The organism is Streptomyces sp. AK02-01A, assembly GCF_033795305.1.
GTDB lineage: Bacteria > Actinomycetota > Actinomycetes > Streptomycetales > Streptomycetaceae > Streptomyces.
This window is the reverse complement of the sequence record NZ_JARBAE010000009.1, coordinates 79,177-99,796: the sequence shown is the minus strand read 5'-3', so window position 1 is coordinate 99,796 and position 20,620 is coordinate 79,177. Positions and strand designations below refer to the sequence as shown.

At 69.3% G+C, this 20,620-nt stretch carries 19 protein-coding genes; 10 read left to right on the top strand and 9 right to left on the bottom strand.

The genetic code is table 11. The features are described 5' to 3' along the window. Positions 1–97: 97 nt before the first annotated feature. From PV679_RS12120 to PV679_RS12110, 3 genes are all read left to right on the top strand, one after another. Positions 98–694, top strand: a complete 597-nt coding sequence (locus PV679_RS12120; protein WP_319680150.1) for a 50S ribosomal protein L25/general stress protein Ctc — start codon at positions 98–100, stop codon at positions 692–694. Positions 695–829: 135 nt separating this feature from the next. Continuing rightward, a complete protein-coding gene (gene pth, locus PV679_RS12115) occupies positions 830–1,426 on the top strand; it encodes an aminoacyl-tRNA hydrolase (protein ID WP_319680149.1) in 597 nt (198 codons plus the stop codon). Positions 1,427–1,491: 65 nt separating this feature from the next. After that, positions 1,492–1,962 (top strand): hypothetical protein, encoded by a 471-nt coding sequence (locus tag PV679_RS12110; RefSeq protein WP_319680148.1) that lies wholly within the window; start codon positions 1,492–1,494, stop codon positions 1,960–1,962. A gap of 109 nt (positions 1,963–2,071) precedes the next feature. Here PV679_RS12110 and ppc read toward each other — a convergent pair whose 3' ends face one another. Further along, positions 2,072–4,801: a phosphoenolpyruvate carboxylase gene (gene ppc / locus PV679_RS12105; protein ID WP_319680147.1), complete on the bottom strand. Its 2,730-nt coding sequence runs from the start codon at positions 4,799–4,801 to the stop codon at positions 2,072–2,074. A gap of 213 nt (positions 4,802–5,014) precedes the next feature. Between ppc and PV679_RS12100 the strand changes: the two genes are divergently transcribed. The 3 genes from PV679_RS12100 to PV679_RS12090 all read left to right on the top strand — a co-directional run bounded on the left by PV679_RS12100 (position 5,015) and on the right by PV679_RS12090 (position 7,420). Beyond that, positions 5,015–6,013, top strand: a complete 999-nt coding sequence (locus PV679_RS12100) for an acyl-CoA desaturase (RefSeq protein ID WP_319680146.1) — start codon at positions 5,015–5,017, stop codon at positions 6,011–6,013. Then, the gene (locus PV679_RS12095) at positions 6,010–6,708 is read left to right on the top strand and encodes a TetR/AcrR family transcriptional regulator (RefSeq protein WP_319680145.1); all 699 of its coding nucleotides are present in this window, start codon (positions 6,010–6,012) and stop codon (positions 6,706–6,708) included. The genes PV679_RS12100 and PV679_RS12095 overlap by 4 nt, the downstream gene beginning before the upstream one ends. Positions 6,709–6,820: 112 nt before the next feature. After that, the gene (locus PV679_RS12090; RefSeq protein WP_319680144.1) at positions 6,821–7,420 is read left to right on the top strand and encodes a Uma2 family endonuclease; all 600 of its coding nucleotides are present in this window, start codon (positions 6,821–6,823) and stop codon (positions 7,418–7,420) included. Positions 7,421–7,448: 28 nt separating this feature from the next. Here the strand turns inward: PV679_RS12090 and PV679_RS12085 are convergent, their stop codons facing one another. Beyond that, positions 7,449–8,267, bottom strand: coding sequence for a trans-aconitate 2-methyltransferase (locus tag PV679_RS12085; RefSeq protein WP_319680143.1), 819 nt, complete (start codon positions 8,265–8,267; stop codon positions 7,449–7,451). Positions 8,268–8,414: 147 nt separating this feature from the next. Here PV679_RS12085 and PV679_RS12080 point away from each other — a divergent pair, with 147 nt between their 5' ends. Continuing rightward, positions 8,415–8,912, top strand: a complete 498-nt coding sequence (locus tag PV679_RS12080) for a MarR family winged helix-turn-helix transcriptional regulator (RefSeq protein WP_319680142.1) — start codon at positions 8,415–8,417, stop codon at positions 8,910–8,912. Here PV679_RS12080 and PV679_RS12075 read toward each other — a convergent pair. After that, complete coding sequence (locus tag PV679_RS12075) at positions 8,871–9,644, bottom strand: response regulator transcription factor (RefSeq protein ID WP_319680141.1); 774 nt, start codon at positions 9,642–9,644, stop codon at positions 8,871–8,873. The two genes, PV679_RS12080 and PV679_RS12075, sit on opposite strands and share 42 nt — an antisense overlap. A gap of 241 nt (positions 9,645–9,885) precedes the next feature. Between PV679_RS12075 and PV679_RS12070 the strand changes: the two genes are divergently transcribed. After that, positions 9,886–10,332 (top strand): GNAT family N-acetyltransferase, encoded by a 447-nt coding sequence (locus PV679_RS12070; protein ID WP_319680140.1) that lies wholly within the window; start codon positions 9,886–9,888, stop codon positions 10,330–10,332. Between the two features lie 70 nt (positions 10,333–10,402). Here PV679_RS12070 and galK read toward each other — a convergent pair whose 3' ends face one another. Genes galK through galT form a run of 3 tightly spaced genes read right to left on the bottom strand, consistent with a single transcriptional unit; the run spans position 10,403 to position 13,577 of the window. Further along, a complete protein-coding gene (galK, locus tag PV679_RS12065; protein ID WP_319680139.1) occupies positions 10,403–11,572 on the bottom strand; it encodes a galactokinase in 1,170 nt (389 codons plus the stop codon). Further along, on the bottom strand, positions 11,569–12,537 hold the full coding sequence (gene galE / locus PV679_RS12060; RefSeq protein WP_319680138.1) for a UDP-glucose 4-epimerase GalE: 969 nt from the start codon (positions 12,535–12,537) through the stop codon (positions 11,569–11,571). The genes galK and galE overlap by 4 nt, the downstream gene beginning before the upstream one ends. Beyond that, a complete protein-coding gene (galT, locus tag PV679_RS12055) occupies positions 12,534–13,577 on the bottom strand; it encodes a galactose-1-phosphate uridylyltransferase (protein WP_319680137.1) in 1,044 nt (347 codons plus the stop codon). Before galT ends, galE begins: the two co-directional genes overlap by 4 nt. A 253-nt stretch (positions 13,578–13,830) precedes the next feature. Between galT and PV679_RS12050 the strand changes: the two genes are divergently transcribed. Together PV679_RS12050 and PV679_RS12045 are read left to right on the top strand one after the other, a co-directional pair. Then, positions 13,831–15,501, top strand: a complete 1,671-nt coding sequence (locus tag PV679_RS12050; RefSeq protein WP_319680136.1) for a sodium:solute symporter family protein — start codon at positions 13,831–13,833, stop codon at positions 15,499–15,501. A 36-nt stretch (positions 15,502–15,537) separates the two neighbouring features. Then, the gene (locus PV679_RS12045) at positions 15,538–15,828 is read left to right on the top strand and encodes a hypothetical protein (RefSeq protein ID WP_319680135.1); all 291 of its coding nucleotides are present in this window, start codon (positions 15,538–15,540) and stop codon (positions 15,826–15,828) included. 33 nt (positions 15,829–15,861) lie between these two features. Here PV679_RS12045 and PV679_RS12040 read toward each other — a convergent pair whose 3' ends face one another. From PV679_RS12040 to PV679_RS12030, 3 genes are all read right to left on the bottom strand, one after another. Next, positions 15,862–16,581: a response regulator transcription factor gene (locus tag PV679_RS12040; protein ID WP_319680134.1), complete on the bottom strand. Its 720-nt coding sequence runs from the start codon at positions 16,579–16,581 to the stop codon at positions 15,862–15,864. 228 nt (positions 16,582–16,809) lie between these two features. After that, entirely contained in the window at positions 16,810–18,558 is a 1,749-nt protein-coding gene (locus PV679_RS12035; protein ID WP_319680133.1) for a PQQ-binding-like beta-propeller repeat protein, read from the bottom strand. An 88-nt stretch (positions 18,559–18,646) separates the two neighbouring features. Continuing rightward, positions 18,647–20,431 (bottom strand): PQQ-binding-like beta-propeller repeat protein, encoded by a 1,785-nt coding sequence (locus PV679_RS12030; protein ID WP_319680132.1) that lies wholly within the window; start codon positions 20,429–20,431, stop codon positions 18,647–18,649. Positions 20,432–20,620: the final 189 nt, after the last annotated feature.

Genomic DNA, 20,620 nt, shown 5'->3' with positions numbered 1-20,620 from the left:
TTCTGTGCGGCGGTCCGTTATCGACGCGCTCTTCGTAGCAGGCCTGTCGTGGCCGGGTGACGGCCGACTTTCTGTCACCTACTACGAGGAGTGCATCATGGCTGAGCTGAAGCTCACCGCCGAGACCCGTACCGAGTTCGGCAAGGGCGCCGCGCGCCGTACGCGTCGTGCCGGCAAGGTTCCCGCGGTGATCTACGGTCACGGCGCCGACACCGTTCATGTGACGCTGCCGGGTCATGACCTGATGATGGCGCTGAAGACCGCGAACGTGCTGATCGGTCTGGACCTGGACGGCCGCCAGTCGCTGGTGATCCCGAAGGCCGTGCAGCGTGACCCGGTCAAGGGTTTCATCGAGCATGTCGACCTGCTCGCGGTGAAGCAGGGCGAGAAGGTCACCGTCGAGGTGGCCGTGCACACCGAGGGTGAGCTGGCTCCGGGTGCGAACCTGCTGGAGCACGTGCTTTCGACGCTGACCGTCGAGGCCGAGGCGACGCACATCCCGGAGTCCGTGACGGTGTCGATCGCGGGTCTGGACGCGGGTGCGTCGATCCTGGCGAAGGACATTCCGCTGCCGTCCGGTACGACGCTGGCCATCGACGAGGACGCTGTCGTCCTGCAGATTCTGGCCGCGCAGGCGGAGGAGCCGGCCGCGGACGAGGCCGGCGAGGGCGAGGGTGCGGGCGCCGAGGCCTGATCCTCTGCTGTGCCCCACGGGGTGGCGGGCCATGGCCCGCCACCCCGTTCGTCTGTTCGGGACCGCGGGCTGTCCACGGGCCCGTGTACGACTTCTGATTCACCTGATGCCGGTATGTGAGGAGACGCAGCGCGGATGACGACGGATGCGAATGCCCCTTGGCTGATCGTGGGTCTCGGGAATCCCGGGCCCGGCTACGCGGCCAACCGGCACAACGTCGGGTTCATGGTGGCCGATCTGCTCGCGGAACGTATCGGCGGTTCGTTCAAGCGGGCGCAGAAGGCGCAGGCTCAGGTGATCGAGGGCCGGCTCGGGCCGCCGGGTCCGGCGGGCCGGCGGGTGGTGCTGGCCAAGCCGATGTCGTTCATGAATCTTTCCGGTGGCCCGGTGGTGGGGCTGCGTGATTTCTACAAGGTGCCGACGGCGAATGTCGTGGCGGTCCATGACGAGCTGGACATCGATTACGGCGTGCTGCGGGTGAAGCTGGGCGGCGGGGACAACGGGCACAACGGTCTGAAGTCGATGACGAAGGCGATGGGTCCCGAGTATCACCGGGTGCGGTTCGGGATCGGCCGGCCGCCGGGTCGGATGCAGGTGGCCGATTTCGTGCTGAAGGATTTCTCGTCGGCGGACCGCAAGGAGCTGGGCTACTTCGTGGATCGTGCGGCCGACGCGGTGGAGTGTCTGGTGACGGAGGGGCTGGAGCGGGCGCAGGGCGCGTACAACTCCTGACAAGACCCCGCATTCAAGGTCCGCAGGTTGACCGGATGTGTTCCCATGGCCAAAGATCGCGCTGCATGAAGCGGAGTTCGCCCCATCCTTTGCTGTCGTTCGGCCGTCGGGCCGCGATGGGCTGTGTCGTCCTTCTGCTGCTGGCCGCGGGTGTCTGGTCGTCCTGGAGCGCCGCGCAGCATGTGATGCTCGCGAAGGGGCGTGAGCACGGCGTGTTCTCAGTCACGGGCTGCGAGGACGGGATGTGTACGGGCTCGTACGACCCGGAGGGCGCCGCCGGTCCGCGTGGCGGGATGACCATCGAGCAGTCGGTGGCTGTCAAGAAGGGCGGGCGGTTTCCGGTCGTGGTGAAGCCGGACACGAATGAGCTGGTCCGTACGGGCACGCCGGGTCTGCTGTACGCGTGGGTGCCGCTGGGCGGCGGGCTGCTGCTGGCGTCGCTGGTGATCGGTGGCGGGCTGCGTCTGACGCGGACGGCGTGGAGTACGGCGCTGGCGGGCGGGGCGCTGCTGCTCGCGGCGTTCTTCGCGCTCTGACCGGCGTCGTCGCGCAGCACCGCGTATCACCGCGTACAAGGAGGCTGCCTCCGTTCCGGACGTCCGGAACGGAAGCAGCCTCTTGGCGTGTACGGGTGCCGAGGACGGGTCAGCCGGTGTTGCGCAGACCTGCCGCGACTCCGTTGACCGTCAGGAGCAGCGCTCGGGACAGCAGCGGATCGGGGTCTTCCTCTCGCGCGGCGGCGGCGCGCTGGCGGGCCAGCAGCGAGACCTGGAGGTAGGAGATCGGGTCCAGGTAGGCGTCCCTGATCGCGAAGGTCTGCTGGAGGACGGGGTTGGAGTCGAGCAGCTTCTCACCGCCGGTGATCCGCAGTACTTCCCGCACGGTGAGGGCGTGTTCGGCCTCGATGCCGGCGAAGACGTGCTTCAGCTCGTCGGGCACGAGGGTGTCCACGTAGTGGCGGGCGATCCGCAGGTCGGTCTTGGCGAGTGTCATCTCGACGTTGGCGAGGAAGTTCTGGAAGAAGTGCCACTGGCCGTACATCTCGTCGAGCACCGTGTCGGGGCCGGCTTCGCGCAGTGCCTTCAGTCCTGAACCGACGCCGTACCAGCCGGGCACGATCTGCCGTGACTGGGTCCAGCCGAAGACCCATGGGATGGCCCGCAGGCCGTCGAGGCCCGCGCCCGAGTCGGGCCGCCGGGAGGGCCGGGAGCCGAGGTGGAGATCGGCGAGCTGGTCGACGGGGGTGGAGGCGAAGAAGTACGCGGGCAGGTCGGGGTCCTCGACGAGCTTGCGGTAGGCGCCGTGGGCCGCGTCGGAGACGGTGTCCATGGCCGCGTCCCAGCGGGCCAGTGCTTCGTCGGACTGGCGCGGCGCGGTGTGCAGCGCCGATGCCTGGAGGGTGGCGGCGACGGTCAGTTCCAGGTTCTCCCTGGCCAGGGAGGGGATCAGATATTTGTCGGAGATGACCTCGCCCTGTTCGGTCACCTTGATCTCGCCTTCGAGCGTGCCCCAGGGCTGCGCGAGGATCGCGTCGTGCGAGGGGCCGCCGCCGCGGCCGACGGTGCCGCCGCGGCCGTGGAAGAGCCGCAGTCGCACGCCGTGGCGGTGCGCGACATCACGCAGCCGCCGCTGTGCGCGGTGGATCTCCCACTGGGAGGTGGTGATGCCGCCGAACTTGGAGGAGTCGGAGTAGCCGAGCATGACTTCCTGCACGTCGCCGCGGAGGGAGACGAGCCGGCGGTAGGAGGGGTCGGCGAGCATCTCGTCGAGGATGACGTCGGCGGCGCGCAGTTCGTCGGTGGTCTCCAGCAGCGGCACGATGCCGATCTTGGCCCAGCCGCCGTGCAGGTCGAGCAGGCCGGCTTCGCGTGCCAGGACGGCCGCGGCGAAGACGTCGTCCGCGCCCTGGCACATGGAGATGATGTACGACTCGATGACCTCGGGGCCAAACCGTTCGAATGCCTGCCGGACGGTGTGGAAGACGCCGAGGGTCTTCTCGCCGGCGGCGTCGAGCGGCGCGGGAGTGGGAGCGAGCGGGCGGCGTGAGCGCAGTTCCTTGGCGAGCAGCTTCTGCCGGTAGTCGCGCGGCATGTCGGCGTAGCGCCAGGACTCCTCGCCGAGGCGGTCGAAGAGCTGTCCGAGGGCGTGGTGGTGGGCGTCCGCGTGTTCGCGCACGTCCATGGTGGCGAGCTGGAGGCCGAAGGCGGCGAGGGTGCGGATGGTGCGGTCCATGCGGCCGTCGGCGAAGAGGCCGCCGCGGTGTTCGCGCAGCGAGGTCTGGATCAGGGTGAGGTCGTCGAGGAGTTCGGCTGTGCCGAGGTAGTCGCGGCCGTTTTCGTGCGGGGTGTTCTTGGCGAGGCGCTCGCGGGTGTTGACGAGCTTCTGGCGGACGCAGGTCGCCTTGAGGCGGTAGGGCTCTTCGGCGTTGAGCCGCTTGTAGCGGGGGCTGATCTCGGGGAGGAGTTCGAGGTCGGTGCGGAGCGAGTCGAGCAGTTCCTCGGTGGCGCCGGTGTAGCGGATGGAGTTGGAGAGGAGGCCGCGCAGGTAGTCGATGAGTTCCAGTGCGTCGGTGATGCCGTGCTCGTGCTGGAGGATCAGCACTTCGCGGGTGACTTCGGGAGTGACGTTGGGGTTGCCGTCGCGGTCACCGCCGATCCAGGTGCCGAAGGTGAGCGGGCGGGTGCCGGAGGGCAGTTCCACACCGACCCGTTCGAGCTCGGCGACGAGATCTTCCAGTACGTCGCCGACGGCGCCGGCGTGCAGTTCGTCGAGGTAGTAAATGGCGTTGCGGGCTTCGTCGGCCGGTTCGGGCCGGACGACGCGGAGTTCGTCGGTCTGCCAGATGAGGTCGATGGATTCGGCGAGCCGCAGGTCGTGGCGGCGCCGGTCGGCGGAGATGACCGGGGCTTCCAGCAGTTCGGCGATGCGGCGGAGTTTGTTCAGTACGGAGCGGCGTGCGGCTTCCGTGGGGTGCGCGGTGAACACGGGCCGTACGTTGAGGTTCTTGACGGTCTCGCGCAGATGCTCGGGGTCGGCGTCCTTGAGCCGGTCCGCGGTCCGGGCGAGCAGTCCGCCCTCCGCGGCGCGGCGGGCGCGCATCTCCCGGCCGCGGTGGACCTGTTCGGTGACATTGGCCAGGTGGAAGTAGGTGGAGAAGGCGCGTACCAGCTTGGCGGCGGTTTCCAGGTCGGTGTCGCCGAGCAGCTCGGCGGCGGCTTCGCCGTTCTCGCGCGTCAGTGCGCGTACTCGCTCGACGAGCTCAAGGAGCTCCGGGCCTTCCTGGCGTACGAGGGTCTCGCCCAGCAGGTCACCTAGACGGCGGATGTCGGAGCGCAGCTCCGCGCTGGCGGATGAGGTCTGGTCGGCACTGCTCACAGGTGCGGCTCCTTGCAGTGTTTGAGCACGTCTGGAGGGTTCTGGAGACTTCGCGGACCGCGCTGTCCGACGACTCCAAGGATAGGTGGCCTTTCCCTGGCGTTATCCACAGGTCTCTTGTCGCGGCGTTGGACGCTGCCATACTTACGATGCCGTAGGTTACGCACCCGTATCCAGGCATCTGCCGTATTCCTCACCCCGAGGGGACCCCCCATGACGACGACCCCCGACGACGTGATCGAAGACTCCTCCACACCTCCATCGCCGGCTGACGGCGCCCCGATTCCCTCCGCCACGCTCGGCGCGGACAGCAAGGGGTCGATCGAGCAGTTCGCTCTGTTGCTCTTCATCGCCGTGCCTTTCCTGGCCCTGCTCGCGGCGGTGCCGCTGGCGTGGCGCTGGGGAGGTGTGAGCTGGCTCGATCTGGGCCTGATGGTGGCGATGTACTACATCGGCTGCCATGGCATCACGATCGGCTTCCACCGCTATTTCACCCATGGCGCGTTCAAGGCGAACCGCTCGCTGCGGATCGTGCTGGCCGTGGCCGGGTCGCTCGCCGTGGAGGGCCCGCTGGTCCGCTGGGTGGCGGACCACCGCAAGCACCACAAGTTCTCGGACGCGGAGGGCGACCCGCATTCGCCGTGGCGGTTCGGCGAGACGCTGCCGGCGCTGATGAAGGGCCTGTGGTGGGCCCACATCGGCTGGCTGTTCGACGAGGAGCAGACACCGCAGCAGAAGTACGCCCCTGATCTGATCAAGGATCCGGCCATCCGCGCGGTCTCGCGGCAGTTCGCTCTGTGGACGGTCGTTTCGCTGGCGATCCCGCCGCTGGTCGGCGGTCTGGTGACGATGTCCTGGTGGGGCGCCTTCACGGCGTTCTTCTGGGGATCGCTGGTCCGGGTGGCGCTGCTGCACCATGTGACCTGGTCGATCAACTCGATCTGTCACGCGGTCGGTAAGCGTCCGTTCAAGTCGCGGGACCGTTCGGGCAATGTCTGGTGGCTCGCCGTGCTGTCCTGCGGCGAGTCGTGGCACAACCTGCATCACGCGGATCCGACCAGCGCCCGCCATGGCGTGCTGAGGGGCCAGGTCGATTCCAGCGCCCGGCTCATCCGCTGGTTCGAGCTGCTCGGCTGGGCGTCCGACGTCCGCTGGCCGAGTGCTTCACGTCTGGACTCCCGGCGCAAGGGCGCACCCTCCAACGCGGCATGATGGGCATTGTGGCGATCGACGGCAGTACGAACAGCGCGGGCGGTACCGACAAGGGCCGGGCCCCGGTGGGCCGACGTGCCCGGCGGGTGCGTATGACCGGTGCGGAACGCCGCGAGCAACTGCTGGACATCGGCCGCACCGTCTTCGCCGAGAAGGGTTTCGAGGCCACGTCGGTCGAGGAGATCGCGTCGAAGGCCGGAGTTTCGAAGCCTGTCGTCTATGAGCATTTCGGCGGCAAGGAGGGGCTGTACGCGGTTGTCGTGGACCGTGAGATGCGCCAGCTCCTGGACATGGTGACCGGCGCGCTGACCGCCGGTCATCCGCGTGAGCTGCTGGAGCAGGCGGCGTTCGCTCTCCTCGACTACATCGAGACGTATACGGACGGTTTCCGCATCCTGGTGCGTGATTCGCCGGTCGCCCAGTCCACGGGCACCTTCGCGTCGCTGATCAGCGATATCGCCACGCAGGTCGAGGACATTCTGGGCATGGAGTTCAAGGCGCGCGGTTTCGATCCGAAGCTGGCTCCGCTGTACGCACAGGCCCTGGTCGGCATGGTGGCGCTGACCGGCCAGTGGTGGGTGGACGCCCGCAGACCGAAGAAGGCGGAGGTCGCCGCGCATCTGGTGAATCTCGCCTGGCACGGTCTGGAGGGCCTGGAGCCGAAGCCCCGGCTGATAGGCCACCGCAAGTCCTGAAACGCTCCTGGGTCACCCTCGGACTGCCTTGGTCACTCGTTGTGATGACGCTGTCGGATTCCGCCGCTACCGTGAAGAGGCAGGGCCGAGCATTCCGTCCATGGGAGGAATCATGACCGCCGAGCCAGTAAGGGCCGCACACCAGTGGCCTGTGCCCCCACAGGACGGCTACACCGTGGACGATCTGTTCACGCTGCCGGGACTCCCGCCGCACACTGAGCTGATCGACGGGAGCCTTGTTTTCGTGAGTCCGCAGCGGGATTTCCACAGCATCATGATTGACCTGCTGGTGACCGGGCTGCGCCGTACCGCGCCGCCGGAGCTGAAGGTCCGCCGGGAGATGACAGTGGTGCTGGACCGGCGCAACGGCCCGGAGCCCGATGTGTCCGTCGTCCGTGCCAAGGCGGTCACCGGTCTGGAGCAGACGAGCTTTCCGGCCTCCGACGTGCTGCTGGCCGTCGAGGTGGTCTCGCCGGACTCCGAGGCTCGTGACCGCGACAGCAAGCCGCAGAAGTACGCGGCGGCCGGCATCCCGAATTTCTGGCTGGTGGAGATGGCCGGCGCCGACCAGCACCCGGTCGTGCGTGTCTATGAGCTGGATCCGCTGTCCAAGACGTACGCGCTGACGGGGATCCACCACGACCGGCTCAAGACCGGTGTTCCGCACACCATCGACATCGACATCACGCTGGACGCGCTGAACGAGCTCTGAGGCTGCGCCCGGTCGACCGCCGCCGGTATCAGCTCTCCTTGCGGGCGACGGCGAAGATCCGGCGGAACGGGAAGACCGTGCCGTGCGGGCCCGGCGGATAGGCCTCGCGGAGCAGCTCGCGGTACTGCCCGGTGAACTCCTCCGTGGCGTCCTGGTCCCCGTCGAGCGCGCTGAGGACGGGCCGCAGCGCGGTGCCTTTCACCCAGTCGAGCACCGGGTCGTCTCCGGTGAGGAGCTGAAGATAGGTGGTCTCCCAGACGTCCGTGGCGCAGCCGAGGTCCGTGAGGCGCGCGAGGTAGTCGGCGGGCTCCAGGACATGGCCCGGGTGTGCGCCGAGGCGGCCGAGCCGCTCGCGCCAGCGCGGGCCGGCGGTCAGTTCGGCGAGCAGGGTGTGGCTGGGCTGGTGGAAGTTTCCCGGGACCTGGAAGGCGAAGGTGCCGCCCGGCGCGAGGCTCTCGATCCAGCCGGCGAAGGAGTCGGGATGGTTCGGTACCCATTGCAGGGCCGCGTTGGAGACGATCAGGTCGTACGGTTCGCCGGGCGTCCAGTGCGCGGCGTCGGCGGCGCGGAAGGTCATGGTGCCGCCGCCCCGGGTGGGGCCGGCGTACTCCTTCCGGGCGCGGTCGAGCATTTCCGGCGAGTTGTCGAAGCCGGTGATCGAGGCGCCGGGCCAGCGGTCGGCGAGGAGTGCGGTGACATTGCCGGGGCCGCAGCCGAGGTCGGCGATCGTGGTGGGCGCGCCGCCCGGCGGATCGGGGATACGGGCGAGCAGGTCCAGGAACGGGCGGGTGCGATGCCCGGAGTGCCTGAGGTACTGGTTCGGGTCCCAGGTCGGTGAGGAATGCACGGTCGAGCTCCCTTGCGGTTACGGAGCGCCAATTCGGGTGCCGGCGGTGGGCGGCAGGGCCTTCGCGCTTGTTCCGGCCCAGCCTGCACCGCAATATATCTTGACGTCAAGAGACTTCATGTCGAGGGACCCTTTACACTGACCGTTATGGAGGACGAGGTCGACCGACTGGTCGCAGCATGGCGCCGGGAGCGCCCCGACCTCGACGTGGAACCACTCGAGGTGCTCAGCCGTGTCAGCAGACTGGCTCGCCATCTTGACCGCGCGCGCCGGATCGCGTTCTCCGAGCACAGCCTGGAGCCGTGGGAGTTCGACGTACTGACGTCGCTGCGGCGCGCGGGAGCGCCGTATCAGCTCTCTCCCGGCCAGTTGCTGACGCAGACCCTGGTCACTTCGGGCACGATGACGAACCGCATCGACCGGCTGGCCAAGAAGAGCCTGGTCGAGCGGTTGCCGGATCCCAGCGACCGGCGCGGCGTGCTGGTCCGGCTCACTCCGGAGGGGCGGGACCGCGCGGATCAGGCGCTCGCCGGGCTGCTCGCCCAGGAGCGCGCGATCCTCGCCGAGCTCTCCCGGGCGCAGCGTGGTGAACTGGCCGCTCTGCTACGCCAGTTGACCGCCCCGTTCGACAACGTCCCCAGCTAGGTCGGCCGGCCCGACGCCGGCCCGGCGCGCCAGCGCGACGGCGGCCAGCGTGGAGTGCACGCCCAGCTTTCCCAGCACGTTCTGCATATGCGTGCGGACGGTGTGCGGAGAGAGGAAAAGGCGCTCGGCGACGGCTTTGCGCCCGAGTCCCGCGACCATGCAGCGCAGCACTTCGCGCTCGCGCGGGGTCAGCGACTCGACGAGCTGCTCGCTCTCCGTGCGGTGCTTGCGCGCGGCTGTCAGCTCCCGCAGTACGCCCGTGAGCAGGGCGGGCGGCAGATGGGTCTCGTCGCGCAGGACGCCTCGTATGACGGCGAGGAGCCGTTGCAGCGAGCAGTCCTTCGCGACCCAGCCGGAGGCGCCCGCCTGGAGCGCCAGCGCGGCGCGGCGCTGGTCGTCCTTCTCGGCGAGCACGACCGTACGGACGGACGGCTGGCCCGAACGGACGCCGGCGACCAGCGAGATGCCGTCGACCGGCGTCACTTCGCCGTTGTCGGGCACGGCGCGGGCGACCGGCACCTGAACCGGTCCCACCGCCGCGCCCAGTTCGGCGTCGACGAGCATCACATCGAATCTGCGGCCCTCGGCCGCCGCGCGTTCCAGACAGCGCAGCGCGGCGGGACCGCTGCCGGCCGCCGCGACGTCCACGTCCGGCTCGGCCGCGAGAGCTGCGGCGAGCGACTCGGCGAAGATGCGGTGGTCGTCCACGACCAGCACCCGGATACGTACCAATGGACACCCCCTGAAGGTGGGGAGCGGACTGCGCGGGTGCGGCGCCCGGTGCGCGTGGTACGTCAGTGGCACGGCCGCCGCCGTGTGATGACCGCCACCTGCCCCGGGCGTCGTACCCGACTTGTCTCCACCCCTGAACAGCACCGGCCCCCACCGGTGCTGTGCATCAGGGTACGGCTGTGGGCCCGTAGCGGAAGGAAATTCGCAGAACTCATCGACTGGTCTGTTTAGGGTGAGACCCATGTTCCGTATGGAAACAGAAGTCGACAAGGAATGGCGCTCGCTGCTCGGTGAGCGGCTGCGCGAGGCCAATGCCGACCGTTCGCCGGTGATGCGGGCTTTGCGCGACGGACCTATGAGCGAGGAAGTCCCGCTCCATGTCTGGCTGCTGGACGAGTCCTCCGGCGATCTGGCCGGCGGTCTCACGGGCCGGACCTGGGCCCGCTGGCTCCATGTGGATCTGCTCTGGGTCGACGAACGCCATCGCGGCGCGGGCCTCGGGACGCGCCTGCTGGCCGAGGCGGAGCGGACGGCACGGACGGAACGCGGCTGCGCGCGGGCGCGCCTGGAGACCTGGGACTTCCAGGCTCCGGCCTTCTACCGGCGGCACGGTTACGAGATCGCCGGTCAGGTCACCGACTATCCGCCGGGCGTGACGGAGTACATCCTGATCAAGACCCTGGTCTGAACCGGACGCCGCCGTCCCGCGCCGCGCGCGCGGCCCGCCCGCCGGCGCGGGAGCGGGCCGCGCGCCGGGCTCAGATCAGACGGTGCGCGCCACGCGCCGGGATGGCCGGGAAGATACGCGGCGCCGTGTGGCCCGCCGCCGCGAAGGCCTCCGTCACCGACTTCGACACCGCCTCCGCGTCGGACTCCTCGACCAGCACGATCGCGGAACCGCCGAAGCCTCCGCCGGTCATCCGGGCTCCGAGGGCGCCGGCCGCCGTGGCGGCGGTGACCACCAGGTCGAGCTCCGGGCAGGAGACCCGCAGGTCGTCGCGGAGCGAGGCATGGCCCTCGGTGAGGACCGGGCCGACGGCGCGGACATCGCCCGCGTCCAGCAACCCGATGACCTGTTCCACCCGGTGGTCGTCGCTCACGACATGGCGGACGTAACGGCGGACGTTCTCGCCCTCCGCCGACAGCCGGCCGAGCGCCGCCGGCAGTTCCTCGTACGCGATGTCGCGCAGCGCGCGGACCCCGAGGGCCCGCGCGCCCGCCTCGCACCCCGCGCGCCGCTCGGCGTACGCGCCGTCGCCGAGCGCGTGCTTGACCCTGGTGTCGACGACCAGCAGCCGCAGTCCCCGGGCCGCCAGGTCGAACGGCACTTGACGCTGCGTCAGGTCACGGGTGTCCAGATACAGCGCATGGCCTTCGGTGCAGCACGCCGACGCCATCTGGTCCATGATCCCGCACGGGACACCGACGAAGTCGTTCTCGGCGCGCTGCGCGATCACCGCCAGCTCCGCTCCCGACAGGCCCAGTCCGTACAGGTCGTTCAGAGCGAGCGCGGTGACAACCTCCAGCGCCGCGGACGACGAGAGACCCGCGCCGGTCGGGACGGTCGAGGCGAGATGGATGTCGGCGCCGGTGATCGTATGGCCTGCTTCCCGCAGGGCCCAGACGACGCCCGCCGGATAGGCCGCCCAGCCGGTGTCGGAGCGCGGGACGAGAGCGTCGGCGCCGAGGTGGACCACGCCCTGGGAGACATCCGCGGAGTGCACCCGCAGCACCGAGTCCGTACGGCGGGACACCGCGGCGACCGCGGTGTGCGGCAGCGCCAGCGGCATCACGAAGCCGTCGTTGAAGTCGGTGTACTCCCCGATCAGGTTCACCCGGCCCGGGGCCGCCCAGACTCCTTCCGGCCCGGCCCCGTACAGCCGGCGGAAATCCCGCGCGACCCGTTCCGCCCCGACGCTGTCACTCACCCTTGGTTCTCCTTCCGGCGTGCGAACGCCCACGCGTCCGCGACGATGCCCGACAGATCGGCGCGGCTCGGGGTCCAGCCGAGGCGGCGGTGCGCCGTCTCCGCGGAGGCGACCAGCACGGCGGGGTCGCCGCCGCGCCGCTCGGCCACGACCTCCGGGACGGGATGCCCGGTGACCTTGCGTACGGTCTCGATGACCTCGCGGACCGAGAAGCCGTTGCCGTTGCCGAGGTTGCAGATCAGATGCTCGCCCTCGACGGCCGCGTCCAGCGCGCGCAGATGGGCCTCGGCGAGATCCGCGACATGGATGTAGTCGCGGACACAGGTGCCGTCCGGCGTCGGATAGTCCTCGCCGAACACCGAGATCGACTCCCGGCGGCCGAGCGCGACCTGGAGGACCAGCGGGATGAGATGCGACTCCGGGTCGTGGCGTTCGCCGCTGCCGCCGTAGGCGCCCGCGACATTGAAGTAGCGCAGCGAGACGGCCGCGAGACCGTGTGCGGCGCACTCTCCGCCGATCATGTGGTCGACGGCGAGTTTCGTCGCGCCGTACGGACTGGTCGGCGCGGTGGGGTCGGCCTCCGTGATGGGCGTGGAGACGGGCTCGCCGTAGGTGGCGGCGGTGGAGGAGAAGACCAGTTTGCGTACGCCGGCGGCGCGCATCGCGGCCAGCAGCGCCATGGAGCCGCCGACATTGTTGTCCCAGTACTTCTCGGGCTTGGCGACGGATTCGCCGACCTGCGAGAACGCGGCGAAGTGCAGCACCGCGTCGTACGAGGAGTCCACCCACCTGGCCGCGTCCTGGATCCGGCCCTCGATGAACTCGGCACCCGCCGGGACGCCCTCCCGGAATCCGGTGGAAAGGTCGTCGAGCACGGTCACCTCGTGCCCCGCCTCCAGCAGATGTGCCGCCACCACACTGCCGACATATCCCGCGCCACCCGTGACCAGGTACTTGTTGCTCACTCGCTCGCTACCTCTCGCAGTCGCTCGGCCGCGGTCTCCGGCGGCACGTCGTTGATGAACACACTCATGCCGGATTCGGAACCCGCGAGGAACTTCAGCTTGCCGGAAGTTCGGCGAACGGTGAAAAGCTCAAGGTGAAGCGCGAAATCGTCACGTCCGGCGGCCCGGAACGGCGCCTGGTGCCAGGCCGCGATGTACGGCGTCGGCGGTTCGCCTTCGCCGAAGAGCCGGTCGAAGCGCTTCAGGAGTTCGAGATAGAGCCGTGGGAACTCGGCGCGCGCCGCGTCGTCGAGCGCCCGCAGATCGGGCACCCGGTGCCGCGGATAGAGATGGACCTCGTAGGGCCAGTGCGCCGCGTACGGCACGAACGCGATCCAGTGCTCGCTCTCCAGCACCACTCTGGTGCCCGCCGCGGTCTCCCGTCCGACGATCTCGTCGAAGAGATTGCGGCCGGTCTCCGCGCCGTGCTCGCGGACCGAGCGGAGCATCAGCTCGGTCCGCGGAGTGACGAAGGGATACGCGTAGATCTGTCCGTGCGGATGGCCGAGCGTGACACCTATCTCGGCGCCGCGGTTCTCGAACACGAAGACCTGCTCGACCTGCGGCAGTTCGGCCAGTTCGGCGGTGCGGTCGGTCCAGGCGTCCAGCACCAGTGCGGCCTGTTCCTCGCTGAGGTCCGCGAACGAGGCGTCGTGGTCGGAGGTGAAGCAGACGACCTCGCAGCGTCCGGCGTCTCCGGCGAGCGAGGGAAAGCGGTTCTCGAAGACGGCGACGTCGTAGCCGGAGTCCGGGATCTCGCTGAGCCGGCCGTCCCGGGAGGGACAGAGCGGGCATTGGTCGGCGGGCGGCAGGTAGGTACGGGTCTGGCGGTGCGAGGCGATGGCGACGGCGTCTCCGAGCAGCGGGTCGCGGCGGATCTCCGAGGTGGTGGCGACCGGGCCGAGGGGCCGCCGGTCGACGGCGTCGCGCACGGCGTCGTCCCGGGAGTCGTAGTAGATCAGCTCGCGGCCGTCGGCGAGCCTCGTCACCGTCTTCTTCATCGCTTGCCTCCCGGCCCATACTCAAACAGAACCGAACACAACAAACCACAAATCAACAGTTGCGTCAACGCTCGAACGGCGGGCATACGAGCAGACGCCACGCACCGCGTACAGGAACGATATGCCCGAGATGACCCATATATCCGCTAACTCGATCACAGTCGAACAAAGTACACCAACAAAACTGTTCATTTCTTGAACGCGGAGGCGTAGGTTCCGGCTGAGTTATTTCTTGCGACGAAGCGAGTACCCCATGCGATACCTGGCCGAAGGGCTCCGGCTCCCCACAAACGGGCTCGATTACACAATCCTGGCGATCTACTTCGTAGTGGTCCTCGGCATCGGGTTCGCGGCCCGCGCCAGTGTGAAGACCAGCCTCGACTTCTTTCTCTCCGGGCGCTCCCTGCCTGCCTGGGTGACGGGCCTCGCCTTCGTCGCCGCCAACCTCGGCGCCACCGAGATTCTGGGCATGGCCGCCAATGGCGCGCAGTACGGCGTGTACACCGTGCACTGGTACTGGATCGGCGCCATCCCGGCCATGGTCTTCCTCGGCCTGGTGATGATGCCCTTCTACTACGGCTCGAAGGTGCGCTCCGTACCGGAGTTCCTGCTGCACCGCTTCGGGCCGTCGTCCCATCTGCTCTCCTCGATCATCTTCGCGGTGTCGTCCGTGCTGATCGCGGGCGTCAACCTCTACGCGATGGCGATCGTGCTGGAGGCGCTGCTGGGCTGGCCCGAGTGGGTCGCGATCGTGATCGCGGGCTTCTTCGTCCTCGCCTACATCACCATCGGCGGACTCTCCTCGGCGATCTACAACGAAGTGCTCCAGTTCTTTGTGATCCTCGCGGCGCTCATACCCCTGACCATCGTCGGTCTCAAGCGGGTCGGCGGCTGGGACGGGCTGACCGACTCCCTCACCGGCTCGCACGGCGGCGCCTTCCTCAGCGCCTGGGAGGGCACCGGCGTCGGTTCGCCGAACTCGCTCGGCGCGAACTGGCTGACGATCGTCCTCGGTCTCGGCTTCGTGATGAGCTTCGGCTACTGGACCACCAACTTCGCCGAGGTGCAGCGCGCGCTGTCCGCGAAGAACCTCTCCGCCGCCAAGCGCACCCCGCTGATCGCGGCCTTTCCCAAGATCTTCATACCGTTGGTCGTGGTCGTGCCCGGTCTGATCGCGCTCGTCATGGAGCCGACGCTGGGCAAGGCCGGCAGCGGCCTCCAGTACAACGACGCCATCCCGGTCCTGATGCGCGATCTGCTGCCCAACGGCGTGCTCGGCATCGCCGTGACCGGTCTGCTGGCCGCCTTCATGGCCGGTATGGCCGCCAACGTCTCGTCGTTCAACACCGTCTTCACGAACGACATCTGGGGCGCGTACCTCAAGAAGGACCGCGAGGACGCCTACTACCTCAAGACCGGACGCGTCGTCACGGCGGTCGGTGTGCTGATCGGCATGGGTACGGCCTTCATCGCGTCCAGCTTCAGCAACATCATGAACTACCTGCAGACGCTGTTCTCCTTCTTCAACGTCCCGCTGTTCGTGGTCTTCATCATCGGCATGTTCTGGAAGCGGACGAGCCCCGCGGCCGGTTTCTGGGGTCTGCTCTCCGGCACGGTCGCCGCGATGGTGAACTACTTCTGGCTCTACAAGCAGGGCGTCATCGACATCCCCAGCGACCAGGGCGCGAACTTCGTCTCCTCGATCGTCGCGTTCGTCGTCGGTGCCGTGGTGATGGTGGTCGTCTCGTACGCCACGAAACCCAAGCCGGCCGAGAAGCTCGCCGGCCTGGTGTACGGCACCCGCTCGCCCGGAATGGACGAGCTCTCCGCCGAGGGTGACGACGCGTGGTACCGCAAGCCGGCCCTGCTGGGCTGGGGCGCGATCGTCCTCGCCGCCGTCTGCTACGTCCCCTTCTCCTTCTGACCGGCTTCCGACCGAGGCTGAGAGGAACGCATCACCATGAGCGAGTACCAGAACGAAGTCCAGGAGCTGGAGGCCAAGTCCGCGACGGCGGCGCGGCTCTTCGACATACGCCGCATCATCGGCGGACTCTTCGTGCTCTACGGGATCATCGTCACGATCGCGGGGATCACCGCGTCCGACGCCGATCTGAAGAAGGCACAGGACATCAACATCAATCTGTGGACAGGGCTGGGCATGCTGGCGCTCGGCGTGTTCTTCCTGGTGTGGCTGAAGCTGCGGCCGACGGCGCCGCCGACCCCGCCGGCCGGAGATCAGCCGGTCGACTGACGGCGGGCCGGCGCCTTCCGGCGGGGCCGGACCTCACGCGCGGGAATCGCGCCGGTCCGGCCCCGCCGCCGTGTCTCCGGCGCCGCCGCCCGGCGCGGCCCGGTCCAGCAGTCCCGTACGCGCCGCCAGCGCGGCGGCCTCCAGCCTGGAGCCGACTCCCAGCTTCATCAGCACCCGCTGCACATGGGTCCTGGCCGTGCTGGGCGCGATGCGCATCCCGGCGGCGATCAGCCGGGTGTCCTCGCCCTCCGCGACCCGCACCAGCACCTCGATCTCGCGCGGCGTGAGCATGCTCAGCAGCCGCTGTCCCTCGTCGTCGGGCTGGGCCGCCGGATTGAGCAGCTCGGTGAAGGCGCCCTGGAGAAGCTGCGGCGCGACGGCGGCCTCGCCCGCCCGTGCCTTGGCCATGGCCCGCTCGACGCCTTCGATGCGCTCGTCGTGGCGTACATAACCGGAGGCGCCCGCCGCGAAGGCCGCGGCGATCCCGCGCGGGCTGGGCACGGGCCCGAGCACCACCACCGCCACCTGCGGACGCTCCCGCTTGATCCGTACGATCGGGTCGAAGACCCCTGGCTCGGCGGGCATCGCCGTGCCCATCAGACAGACCTCGGGCGCCCTGCTCACCACCAGCTCCGCGACGCCGGCGGTGGGCGCCGCCGCCGCGAGCACGCGGTGCCCGCGCAGTTTCAGCGCCGAGGCGAGCGCCTCGGCGAGCAGTCTGTGATCATCGACCACCATGAGCCGTACGCCCATCGGCCAACCCCCCGTCACAGCTCCGGCCCGGCCCCCGGCCTCTTGACCCGGCAAGCTACACGCTTGTTCGACATCGCGCGCCCCTTACCGGGAAGAAGCCCCCGGATTGCCGAATTCCCAGCCATTCAGGACTGAGCCGGTGGACACGGACCACCGAGGAGCGGTCACCGGGAGGCCCCGGCCGCGGGTCGTCCGCGGCCGGGGCCGGCACCGGCCTCGCCGGTGGCGCTATGTGGTGCTGAACGCGAGAACGAGATACGCCTTCTCGTCCTGGGACGAGACCGACGGCTTGCTCAGCATCACCTCGGAGAGGAACATCCGGCCGTCTCCGTAGAGGATCTCCGCGTAGTCCGCGGAGAAGCCGCTCTCCGCGTCGCGGACGCTCTCGTCGGCCGGATTCTCCATCAGCAGCGTCTGCTTGAAGGTGCCGCCGTCGATGGAGACGATCTGTCCGCCCTTGTCGTACGGAGGCCGCTTGTAGGCGATGATGTCGGTGCCGTCCATGCGCAGCGGAACCATCGTGTAGCGGTCGCCCGCGTCCGCGCGGTCCGAGGTGGCCTTGCCGGTGGCCAGGTCGAAGGAGAGGATCTCGTTGGTGTTGCCGTACTCGCCGCCGCCCTCGTGCTCCTCGGTCGGCAGATAGATCCGCCCGTTGCCCACCACGAGGTGCTGGCAGGACTCGACCTCGGTCGCCGCGCAGCGGGCCGCGTACGTGTCGGCGTCGGCCGGGATCTTGGCGCGCAGCTTGCCGGACTTCTCGTCGATCGAGAAGAGGTCCGAGATGCCGCTGCCGTCTCCCGCGGTGTCGCCGACGTCGGCGGCGACGACCAGCGGCCTGGTGGAGACGACGCTCGCGTACTCGACTCCGGACGGCATCTTGTACGAGGAGACCGGCGCGCCCGAGAGCGGGTTGAGGTTCTCGACGCTGAGCTGCGGGTCGTCGTACGAACCGCACTTGCGGACCGCGACGAGTCCGGCGCCGCCGCCGTAGCCCATGTCGTAGCAGCCCTCGGCGTTGACCTCGGGCTTCCAGAGGCTCTTGCCGGTGGCGAGGTCGAAGGCGGCGCCGCCGTCCGTGCCGCCGGCCGCGATCGTCGTACCGCTGAGAGTGATCTCGGAGAAACGGACCTTCTCGTCGCCCGCGTTGGAGCCCTTCACGGACTTGGTCCAGAGCAGCTTGCCGGTCTCCAGGTCGACCGCGCCGACCTCCGTGCACGGCTGGTAGTCGGAGGCGGCGGTCCGCCTGGCGGCCTCGAAGGCGATCGCGGTCCTGTTGTCCTCGCTGACATGCCGCGACGCCGCGCAGACCTGGCCCGGCAGCGGGATCGCCCAGAGCGGGCTGCCCTGGGCGGGGTCGTAGCCGACGATCTCGTTGACGCCGGTCTTCACATACGCGGTGCCGGTGATCCAGGAGCCGTCGACGGCGGTGATGTCGGTGACCTTGGGCGCCGGGAGCTGGAACGCGACCTCGGACCTGGTGTCGGCCGGTGCCTTCTCCTTGCCGCCGCCACCGATGCCCTTCCCACCGCCGTCGGAGGCGCCGGAGGAGCCGCTGTTGGTGTCGGCCTTCGTGCCGCCGTCGCCGTCACCGGAGGAGGCGAACCAGATGCCGGCGCCGATGATCAGCACCACGGCAACGGCCGCGGCGATGATGATCTGCGTCTGAGCGGTCAGTTTCCCGCGCCCGCCGCTCTGCTGAGGCGGCTGGTACGGCGGCTGGTACGGATAGCCGTATCCGGGCTGCTGACCGGGCTGAACCGGGTAGCCGTATCCGGGCCCGCCCGGCGGCTGTCCCGGCGGGCCCTGTGGCGGCGGCTGCGGATAGCCGTACTGAGGGTTCGTCGGAGGCGGCACCGGCGCGCCGAAACCGCCGGGAGGCGGGTCCTGCGGAGCGCCGAAGCCTCCGGCCGGTGGCTCCTGCGGAGCGCCGAAGCCTTCCTGCGGTGGCTCGTTGGGTGGCTGTGGCGGCTGCGTCATGGCGTACGTACCTCGGAAGGAAGCTCGAAGAAGCCCGCGAGGAGCTTCGGGAGTGCGGATGTCGGGGACGGAAGGGGCCGGGCCGCGATCACTCGCCGAAGGCCATCATGGTCTTCGTCGCCTTTTCCTCGGCGTCGTTACCGGCGCTGACCCGGCCGCCGGTCACATAGAACCGGCCGCCCGCGTAGGCGTACTTGGGCGAGTAGAAGGAGCTCTCGATCTCGGCCGTGGACGCGGGATGCCGCTGAAGCGTCCTGGGAGCGCCACCGGCCGGAGCGACGGTCGCGACCGCGCCGCCCGTGTCGTATGTGGCCTCCAGATAGACCAGGACGTTTCCGCCCTCCATCCGCAGCGGCGTCATCATGCGGCCGGCCGGCGCCTTGGCACGCCACTTGGGCTTTCCGGTGTCCAGGTCGAAGGCGACGAGCTCATTGGTGCGGGTGAGGCCGCTGCCGTCGGGCGCGGTCGACATGTAGAAGGAACCGGCGTCGGCCGCGACGCCGACGCAGCCCTCCAGGTTCTGGCCGAAGACGACGAAGCTGCCGCCGCAGCTCGGCTGGAACGTGTCGTCGCCGCCCTGGATCTGCGAGCGCGGTGTGCCGTCGGCGTTGAGCGCGACAACGCTCCAGGTCTTCTTCTCGTCGTTCTTGATGGAGACGACCAGCGGTTCGACCGAGTAGACCTTGTCGACGACCCAGTTCTTGGTCAGCTTGTACGTCCACTTGGGCTTGCCGGTGACGGCGTCCAGTTCCTGTACCTGGTTCTGCGAGACATCCAGGTCGCCGGTGGGACAGCTCTCGGCGGCGATCAGCCTGGGGCCGCCGGCGAACGCGTACGGCTGGCACTGGCCCGGCTGCCTGCCGAAGAGTTCCTTGCCGTCGCTCACCCGGTAGGCGTTGGAGTTGCCGGTGCGGGCGGCGGTGACGGTGTCTCCGCTGATCGCCAGGGTGATGTCGGTCAGCATGTCGAAGGCGCCCTGCTCGGCGACTTCCTTCTTCCAGCCGCCTTTGCCGGTGGTGAGGTCGACCATCTGGAGCTGGTTGCAGACGCTCTTGTCGGTGCTGCCGTTCTTGATCCCGATGACGAGCTTGCCGTCCGCCGTGGGCGCGACCGGCGCCGCGCACACCTCCGCGGGCAGCGGCAGCGTCCACTTCTTCGTGCCGTCGGCGGCGGAATAGCCCACCACCTGCCTGTACATGGCCTTGACGACGGTGTCGCCGGCGAACCACGGGCCGTACACGTCCGCGCCGTTGCGCGGCAGGTCCACATCGTTGGTCGCCAGCCAGAGCACCTTGGACTCGCCGTCCCTGCGCCCGGCGTTGAGATCGTCCTGGGCCGCACGGCCGCCGCCGCTGCCGTCGCCCTGGTCGACGCCGGACGAACCGCTCGGCTTGGCGTCGTCGCTCTTGCTCACCGCCGGCTTCGCGCCGTCGTCGCCTTCGCCGCCGAGCAGCACCCAGCTACCGCCGCCGACGACCAGCAGCGCGACGGCCGCCGCGACAACGACACCGGCCCTGCTCCGGAAGAAGCTCTTGCCGCCGCCTCCTGGCGGCGGGACGGGCGGGCCGGGAAAGTGCTGAGGCGGATGGCCGCCACCGTACGGATTGGGCAACTGCCCGTACGGGCCCGGCTGGGCACCGTACGGTCCCGGCTGCTGCTGGTACGGGCCCGGCGCACCGTACGGTCCCGGCTGCTGCTGATACGGGCCCGGTCCCTGCGGATAGCCGTATCCGGGCGGCGCGGGCGGCGGGCCCTGCGGCGGCTCCGGCGGCATCCGCGGCGGCTGCGCCGGTGGCCCCGGAGTGCCGTGCGCCGGATCCTCCGGAGCGCCGAAGCCTCCCTGCGGCGGTTGCTGACTGGGCGGCTGGGTCATCAGCGCGTTCCCCCTTGATCACGGTCCGCCGCCCGGTCGGCCTCCCCCGCGATTCCGGTGACTGGCCTCCGGAATGGAGCGATTCGGGCGTGGAATCCGCATCGTCACATCAGTCGAGCGGGGCCTACTTTCTATCACTCGGACAGGCGTACGGGACGGGCCGGTGCGCCCCTGTTCCCAAGGGAGCAC